Source organism: Pseudomonas sp., assembly GCF_041601375.1.
Taxonomy (GTDB): Bacteria; Pseudomonadota; Gammaproteobacteria; order Pseudomonadales; family Pseudomonadaceae; genus Aquipseudomonas.
In genome coordinates this window covers 1-6787 of the sequence record NZ_JBFIIG010000211.1, presented here as the reverse complement: position 1 = coordinate 6787, position 6787 = coordinate 1, and the positions used below count along the sequence as shown (strand labels likewise).

8 protein-coding genes, 1 pseudogene and 2 riboswitches are annotated in these 6787 nt (G+C 66.8%); of the genes and pseudogenes, 5 read left to right on the top strand and 4 right to left on the bottom strand.

The window, feature by feature from the left end:
• The 3 genes and pseudogenes from ABZE94_RS19205 to ABZE94_RS19195 form a co-directional block, all read left to right on the top strand.
• Nucleotides 1-157, top strand: a pseudogene (locus ABZE94_RS19205) (XRE family transcriptional regulator); the annotation flags it as partial.
• Nucleotides 158-169: 12 nt separating this feature from the next.
• Nucleotides 170-2020, top strand: a complete 1851-nt coding sequence (glmS, locus tag ABZE94_RS19200; protein ID WP_372877498.1) for a glutamine--fructose-6-phosphate transaminase (isomerizing) — start codon at nucleotides 170-172, stop codon at nucleotides 2018-2020.
• A gap of 7 nt (nucleotides 2021-2027) precedes the next feature.
• Nucleotides 2028-2342, top strand: coding sequence for a hypothetical protein (locus ABZE94_RS19195; protein ID WP_372877496.1), 315 nt, complete (start codon nucleotides 2028-2030; stop codon nucleotides 2340-2342).
• 127 nt (nucleotides 2343-2469) lie between these two features.
• Here ABZE94_RS19195 and cobM read toward each other — a convergent pair whose 3' ends face one another.
• From cobM to ABZE94_RS19175, 4 genes are read right to left on the bottom strand one after another with little or no spacing between them, the layout of a single operon-like run.
• On the bottom strand, nucleotides 2470-3225 hold the full coding sequence (cobM, locus tag ABZE94_RS19190) for a precorrin-4 C(11)-methyltransferase (protein ID WP_372877494.1): 756 nt from the start codon (nucleotides 3223-3225) through the stop codon (nucleotides 2470-2472).
• Nucleotides 3222-3662, bottom strand: a complete 441-nt coding sequence (locus tag ABZE94_RS19185; RefSeq protein WP_372877492.1) for a cobalamin biosynthesis protein — start codon at nucleotides 3660-3662, stop codon at nucleotides 3222-3224. The genes cobM and ABZE94_RS19185 overlap by 4 nt, the downstream gene beginning before the upstream one ends.
• A 9-nt stretch (nucleotides 3663-3671) precedes the next feature.
• A complete protein-coding gene (locus tag ABZE94_RS19180) occupies nucleotides 3672-4391 on the bottom strand; it encodes a CbtA family protein (RefSeq protein WP_372877490.1) in 720 nt (239 codons plus the stop codon).
• A 10-nt stretch (nucleotides 4392-4401) separates the two neighbouring features.
• Entirely contained in the window at nucleotides 4402-4587 is a 186-nt protein-coding gene (locus ABZE94_RS19175) for a CbtB domain-containing protein (RefSeq protein WP_372877489.1), read from the bottom strand.
• Nucleotides 4588-4685: 98 nt separating this feature from the next.
• A riboswitch (cobalamin riboswitch) is annotated at nucleotides 4686-4905 on the bottom strand.
• A gap of 59 nt (nucleotides 4906-4964) precedes the next feature.
• Nucleotides 4965-5198: riboswitch (cobalamin riboswitch) on the top strand.
• A 100-nt stretch (nucleotides 5199-5298) separates the two neighbouring features.
• Here ABZE94_RS19175 and cobW point away from each other — a divergent pair.
• Nucleotides 5299-6351, top strand: coding sequence for a cobalamin biosynthesis protein CobW (cobW, locus tag ABZE94_RS19170; protein ID WP_372877487.1), 1053 nt, complete (start codon nucleotides 5299-5301; stop codon nucleotides 6349-6351).
• Between the two features lie 116 nt (nucleotides 6352-6467).
• On the top strand, nucleotides 6468-6787 hold a 320-nt coding region (locus tag ABZE94_RS19165; RefSeq protein ID WP_372877485.1), incomplete at its 3' end, for a hypothetical protein.

The following is a 6787-nucleotide window of genomic DNA, read 5'->3' as shown; positions in this document are numbered from 1 at the left end:
GGTCGAGAGCGACAAGATCGGCCGCAAGATTCCCAATCTGGAACTGCCCTGGAGCAGCGTCCATACCCTGATCACCGACGAGCGCCTCGATGCCGAGGTGCGTGAACAACTGAGGGCGCGCGGGGTCAACCTGATCTGCGCCGCCGTAGAGCATTAAAGGAGCAAGACTATGTGTGGCATCGTGGGCGCCGTCGCCGAACGCAACATCACCGCCGTGCTGGTGGAAGGCCTGAAACGCCTGGAATACCGCGGCTACGACAGCGCCGGTGTGGCGCTTTTGAATGAGCAGGGCCAGCTCGAGCGCCGCCGCCGGGTGGGCAAGGTCAGCGAACTGCAGGCCGCGCTGGTTGCCGAACCGCTGGCCGGTCGTCTGGGCATCGCCCACACCCGCTGGGCCACCCACGGCGCGCCGAGCGAACGCAATGCCCACCCGCATTTCTCCGGCATTGATCTGGCAGTGGTGCACAACGGCATCATCGAAAACCACGAGCAACTGCGTGCTCAGCTCATGGGCCTGGGCTATGTGTTCAGCTCGGACACCGACACCGAAGTCATCGTCCACCTGCTCGAGCACAAGCTGCAGAGCCTGGGCGACCTGACCGCCGCGCTCAAGGCCGCGGTCAAGGAACTGCACGGCGCCTATGGCCTGGCGGTGATCAGCGCGCAGCAGCCGGATCGCCTGCTCGCCGCGCGCAGTGGCAGCCCGCTGGTGATCGGCCTGGGCCTGGGCGAGAACTTCCTCGCCTCGGATCAACTGGCCCTGCGCCAGGTCACCGACCGCTTCATGTACCTGGAAGAGGGCGACATCGCCGAGATCCGCCGCGATGGCGTGCAGATCTGGGATGTCGACGGCAACCCGGTGCAGCGCGAGAACGTGCAGTACCACGAAGGCGCCGAGGCCGCCGACAAGGGCGAGTTCCGCCACTTCATGCTCAAGGAAATCCACGAACAGCCCAAGGTCGTGCAGCGCACCCTGGAAGGCCGCCTCGGCGGCAACCAGGTGCTGGTCCAGGCGTTCGGCCCACAGGCCGCCGAGCTGTTCGCCCGGGTCAAGAACGTGCAGATCGTCGCCTGTGGCACCAGCTATCACGCCGGCATGGTCGCCCGTTACTGGCTGGAAGAACTGGCCGGGATTCCCTGCCAGATCGAGGTGGCCAGCGAATTCCGCTACCGCAAGGTGGTGGTGCAACCCGACACCCTGTTCATCAGCATTTCCCAGTCCGGCGAAACCGCCGACACCCTGGCCGCGCTGCGCAACGCCAAGGCGCTGAGCCCCGAGCAGGGCGGTTACCTGGCCAGCCTGGCGATCTGCAACGTCGGCATCAGCTCGCTGGTGCGCGAGTCCGACCTGTGCCTGCTGACCCAGGCCGGCCCGGAAATCGGCGTGGCCTCGACCAAGGCCTTCACCACCCAGCTGGTGGCCCTGATGCTGCTCACCCTGTCCATCGGCCAGGTGCGCGGCAGCCTGGACCCGGCGCTGGAGGCCGAACTGGTCGACGAGCTGCGCCGCCTGCCGACCCGCCTCGGCGAAGCCCTGGCCATGGACACGGTGGTGGAGAAGATCGCCGAACTGTTCGCCGAGAAGCACCACGCGCTGTTCCTCGGCCGTGGCGCGCAGTACCCGGTGGCCATGGAAGGCGCGCTCAAGCTCAAGGAAATCTCCTATATCCACGCCGAAGCCTACCCGGCCGGCGAGCTCAAGCACGGCCCGCTGGCCCTGGTCGACAGCGACATGCCGGTGGTCACGGTGGCGCCGAACAACGAGCTGCTGGAAAAGCTCAAATCCAACCTGCAGGAAGTGCGCGCCCGCGGCGGCGAACTGATCGTGTTCGCCGACCAGCAGGCCGGCATGACCAACGGCGAGGGCACCCATGTGGTCAACATGCCGCATATCCACGATGCCCTGGCGCCGATCCTCTACACCATTCCGCTGCAGCTGCTGTCCTACTACGTCGCCGTGCTCAAGGGCACCGACGTCGACCAGCCGCGCAACCTGGCCAAGAGCGTGACGGTGGAGTAACGGGCGCATGAGTCCTGCCCTGGCGCTGTTATTCGATGGTTGCCGGGCCGTACTGTCGGGCGATCAGGTTGGTATCGCCCGGCTGCGCGCGGCCGGCTTTGTCTGCGCCACTGCCGCCTGGCAGTTTCGCCTGCCGGTTCTGCACGCCTACCTGATGACGCGTCTGCCGCCTGGCGAGCGCGTCGACTACCCAGGTTTTCTCCGCGAGTTGTACGCCAGCGACCTGAACGCGCGCCTGCGCGAGCTGGGCGCCGAGATAGCCATTGTGGATAACCTCGGCAAGGTGGATTTGAGTCTGTACGGCCTCAGGGCTTGTGAATAAACCGCGCGCCCTCGTACCCAGGTGCACTGCCTGCGTTGAGTGACACCCTGGGGATAGTGGATCGCTAGAGCGAATTGCTCGGCGCCTGTCGCGTCACTTGCGGCAGGTGCGCTTTTTGCGTAAGCGCTCAGGCGTCTGACGACCTGAATAGATGCCGATGTTCGGCGTTATACAGCGCCGAATCGGCGAACTGTTCGGCGTTCAGTACCCGTCCCACCAGGATCAGCGCGGTACGGCGGAAGCCCTTGGCGTGCACCCGTTCTTCGATATCGGCCAGGGTGCCGCTGACCCAGTCCTGATCCGGCCAGCTGGCGCGATGGACCACGGCGATCGGGCAGTCGGCGCCGTAATGCGGCAGCAGTTCGGCGACTATCTTGCCCAGGTGCACCACGCCCAGGTGAATGGCCATGGTCGCGCCGTGGCGGGCCAGGTCGTGCAGCTGCTCGCCGGCGGGCATCGTCGACTTGCTCGCGTAGCGGGTAAGGATCAGCGTCTGCGACACCTCGGGCAGGGTCAGTTCGCATTCCAGCAGGGCGGCACAGGCGGCGGTGGCGGTGACCCCGGGGATGATCTGGAAGGGAATGGCCAGCGCGCGCAGCTGGCGGATCTGCTCGCCGACGGCGCCATACAGCGAGGGGTCGCCGGAATGCACGCGGGCCACGTCCTGGCCCTTGGCGTGGGCCTGGCGGATCAGCCCGACAATCTCCTGCAGGTGCAGTTCGGCGGTGTTGACCACCAGTTCGGCACTATTGCCCGCAAGTACTGCCTCAGGCACCAGCGAGCCGGCGTACAGGATCACCGGGCAGGCGCGCAGCAGGCGCTGGCCCTTGACGGTGATCAGCTCCGGGTCGCCAGGGCCGGCGCCGATAAAGTAGACGGTCATAGAGTCTCCAGAAGCTGCGCCCTGGCCAGGGCACAGGTGGCGTTGGCCGAGCGCAGTTTTTTCCCCAGCAGTTCGGCGCGTTGTCCGCTCAGCACCTCGGCCTGGGCCAGGGCGCTGGCTTCGGCCACCCCGGCGCTGCCGGTGATCTGCAGGCTCAGCGCCGAGGTCTGCCCGAGTCGCTGGTGGTAGTGGCTCAGCTGGCTGGCCGGCAGCCAGGCGATAGGCAGGTGCAGCTGTTCAGCCAGTTGGCGCAAGCCGGGTTCGTCCTGCTTATGGCTGCTGCTGGCCAGGGCGCTGAGTTCGGCCGGCTGCAAGCCGTGCGGCTGCAGCGCTTGTTGCAGCAGGTCGAACAACTGCGCGCGGGAACAGCCGCGCCGACAGCCCAGCCCGGCGACATAGATCAACCCGCGCGTGGCAGGCGCGCCCCCGCTGACCATGGCAGCGGCTCAGGCGCTCTGCTGGGGACGGCTGTAGAACCAGGCGGCCGCCAGGCCCAGTACCGCCCAGAACAGCGCATTGGTCAGCAGCGAGGCGCGGATGAACTCCTGCTCCAGGGCTGCTGGGGCCAGGCTCGAATGCAGCTCGGGCTGCGGCGCGCCGATCAGCTGCGGAATCGCCAGCAGCAGCAGGCCGAGGATGCGCAGCGGCCAGTGGCGGCCGAATGCCAACAGGCCCAGGCCGGCAGCGGTGGCCACGGCGGTACCGAGCCACCAGTACTGGCGCAGCAGCAGGTCGGCGGCGGCGGTGCCCGGCAGCTCCGGCGGCAAGCCCACGGATGGCGCCAGGGAGAAGGTGGCGAAACCGCCGAGGCCCCAGAGCAGGCCCTGCCAGGTCCGACCCGGCGCACGCAGGGTGAACAGGCCGGCGAGCATCAGGGCGAAGCCGACGGCCACCACCAGGTTGCTCAGGCCGGTGGCCAGGGTGCGTTGCCAGCCGTCTTCGGGAGCCCAGGCTTCGCCGTCATGGCTATGGCCATCGTCGTGCTCGTGGGGCGCTGCGGCGGCGGCGAGGCTGTGGCCGCTGGCCACTTCGGCAGCCGGCTCGCTGCCTTCGAAGGTTTCCGCCTGGAGAATCAACGGGGTGAGCCACAGGCTTTGCAGCAGGGTCAGCACAATGGCGGCGAACAGGCCGGAGAAGCCTGCCGTCTGGGCGATACGCTTAAGCATGGGAGTAGTCTCAGTGGCAGGGGAAGGCGGCGCTGTGGCGGGTATCGTGGGCCGCGTTGTGCATGGCCTCGATAGGCGAGAAGCCGGCGACGAAAATCAGCGCGGCGCCAAGCAGGCAGCTGGCGAGGGCCAGCAGCAGGCGTTGTGACAGAGGGAGGGTGACGCTGGATGAAGCGGCTAGAGTGCTGTGGGACATATGCTGACCTTCTGCTGTTGAGGCGATGCAGAAGGAACGCAGCAAGAACCCGACCCTGAACAGGCGGGATACCGGCGCGTACCTGCCCACCGCAGGTTGCCAAAGAAAACGCTTCAGGCCGGTCTCCGGGCTTGCGCAGACTGTCTACTGGACAGTGGGAGGGGCAGCCTTCCCAAGCCGTGTGGCCCAGTGACTAAATCGACCCTGACATGCGCTTACCGTTGCGGGGGCAGCGCCGGAATTGCCACAGAGGGCGCACCGGCTTCCCGTTTCACCTCGCGCAGCGACGCGCGAGACACCTGAAACAGCTTTTTAGAACATCACGAAGCGGGCCTGCCCGTCAACTGCGGCGATTGACCTGTCTGCGGGCACTGCGTAGCCTTCACCCCCGTCGAGGTTCTTCGGTTTTGCCACCGAAGCTAAGAGGGAACAGGGTTATGCCCTGGCTGCCCCCGCAACTGTAAACGACTCGTACCCTTGTGTTGGTCTGCCGCCTGAGAGCGACGGCCCGACCGCCACTGCGTCCGCGCGGGAAGGCGAAGGGAATGGCCGGCGAGTATTCGCCAGCCCGGTCGTGAGCCAGGAGACCTGCCTCGCCACGCTTTCGACAACCGGGCGGGGTGCTCCGGTGGTGCATGGCTGGCGCGTTCTATCGCCACGCCTGTCGCCCCTGCCCGCTGGTATTTCTTTCGCAGCCACGCAGGGTCGCCCATGAAAACGCTCGCCAAACTTCCCGTCACCATAGTCACCGGCTTTCTCGGCGCCGGCAAAACCACCCTGCTGCGGCACATGCTCAGCCACGCCGATGGCCGGCGGATTGCGGTGATCGTCAACGAGTTCGGCGAGCTGGGCATCGACGGCGAAATCCTCAAGCAGTGCTCGATCGGTTGCAGCGCAGAAGAAGCCAACGGCCGGGTCTACGAACTGGCCAACGGCTGCCTGTGCTGCACCGTGCAGGAGGAGTTCTTCCCGGTGATGCGCGAGCTGGTGGCACGCCGTGGCGACCTCGACCATATCCTCATCGAAACCTCCGGCCTGGCCCTGCCCAAGCCGCTGGTGCAGGCTTTCAACTGGCCGGAAATCCGCAACGCCTGCACGGTGGACGCGGTGATCACCGTGGTCGACAGCCCGGCGGTGGCCGCCGGCACCTTCGCCGCCTTCCCCGAGCAGGTCGATGCCCAGCGCCAGCTCGACCCCAATCTCGACCACGAATCGCCGCTGCACGAACTGTTCGCCGACCAGCTGGCCAGCGCCGACCTGGTCATCCTCAACAAGGCCGATCTGCTCGACGCCGAGACCCTGGCCGCGGTGCGCGCCGAAGTGGCCGAGGAGTTGCCGCCGGCGGTCAAGGTCGTCGAAGCCCATGGCGGCGAACTGCCGCTGGACGTGCTGCTCGGTCTCAACTGCGAGACCGAGCTGCATATCGACGGGCGCAAGACCCACCACGATCTGGAAGGTCATGAAGAACACGATCACGACGAATTCGATTCGTTCCACGTGGAACTACCGGAGGCCGAGGAGGCGCGTCTGCTGCAGGCGCTGAAAGCCGCCGTGAGTGCTCACGGCATCCTGCGCATCAAGGGGTTTGCGGCGATTCCGGGCAAACCCATGCGCCTGCTGCTGCAAGGCGTCGGCCAGCGCTTCGACAAGCACTTCGACCGCGCCTGGCAGGCCGACGAGGCGCGCATCACCCGCCTGATCGTGATCGGCCAGCAGCTCGACCGCGCCGCCATCGAAGCCGAGCTGCAGGCGGCATTGCGCTGATGCAGGGCTCGCGTGTAGGGCGTACTCGTGCAGCAGTACGCCGTAATAATGGCCACGATGGCGGACTGATCGCTGCGCTCCTGAGTCCGCCCTACCCGACAATCGGGGGCTAAGCCATGCACCTGCTGCGCACCCAGCCCGGCGCGCAAGTGCCGGCCGACAGCATCGCCGACCTCGGCCAGACCCCGGCCGAGCTGGTGATCCTCTGTACCGGCGATTCGCACCTGTCCTTGCTGGCCGAGGTGGCGCGGCAGCTGCCGGCGGATTACCCCAGCCTGCGCCTGGCCAGCCCGGCGCAGCTGAGCAATCACGCCTCCATCGACCTCTATGTCGAGCAGGTGCTGCAGCACGCCAAGGTCGTCCTGATTTCCGTGCACGGCGGGGTCAGCTACTGGCGCTACGGCATCGAGCGCCTGGTCGAACTGGCCGAGGCGGG

Coding starts and splice junctions, on each gene's coding strand:
- cobW (WP_372877487.1), top strand. CDS start 5,299: ATGAAAACGCTCGCCAAACTTCCCGTCACCATAGTCACCGGCTTTCTC.
- cobM (WP_372877494.1), bottom strand. CDS start 3,225: ATGACCGTCTACTTTATCGGCGCCGGCCCTGGCGACCCGGAGCTGATC.
- glmS (WP_372877498.1), top strand. CDS start 170: ATGTGTGGCATCGTGGGCGCCGTCGCCGAACGCAACATCACCGCCGTG.
- ABZE94_RS19185 (WP_372877492.1), bottom strand. CDS start 3,662: ATGGTCAGCGGGGGCGCGCCTGCCACGCGCGGGTTGATCTATGTCGCC.
- ABZE94_RS19195 (WP_372877496.1), top strand. CDS start 2,028: ATGAGTCCTGCCCTGGCGCTGTTATTCGATGGTTGCCGGGCCGTACTG.
- ABZE94_RS19180 (WP_372877490.1), bottom strand. CDS start 4,391: ATGCTTAAGCGTATCGCCCAGACGGCAGGCTTCTCCGGCCTGTTCGCC.
- ABZE94_RS19175 (WP_372877489.1), bottom strand. CDS start 4,587: ATGTCCCACAGCACTCTAGCCGCTTCATCCAGCGTCACCCTCCCTCTG.